The following is a 253-nucleotide window of genomic DNA, read 5'->3' on the forward strand; positions in this document are numbered from 1 at the left end:
GGCGTCCCCTAGGGGACTCGAACCCCTGTTACCGCCGTGAAAGGGCGGTGTCCTAGGCCACTAGACGAAGGGGACACGCTACCCGGAACACATGGTGTGTGTTTCGGTGTCCAGATCCGCCTCCGAAGAGTGGGTTCTGGTTTCACTCAGCCCCGCCCGAAAGCAGTGCTGTTTAAAAATTGGAGCGGGAAACGAGACTCGAACTCGCGACCCCGACCTTGGCAAGGTCGTGCTCTACCAACTGAGCTATTCC

Annotated in this window: 1 tRNA gene; it reads right to left on the reverse strand. The window is 58.9% G+C overall.

Going from position 1 to position 253, the window contains the following annotated elements:
• Window positions 1-2: 2 nt before the first annotated feature.
• Window positions 3-75 (reverse strand) — tRNA-Glu (locus tag HU755_RS27230).
• Window positions 76-253: the final 178 nt, after the last annotated feature.

Origin of the sequence: Pseudomonas sp. SWRI111 (genome assembly GCF_014268555.1) — a bacterium.
In the GTDB taxonomy this organism is placed as follows: domain Bacteria; phylum Pseudomonadota; class Gammaproteobacteria; order Pseudomonadales; family Pseudomonadaceae; genus Aquipseudomonas; species Aquipseudomonas hamedanensis.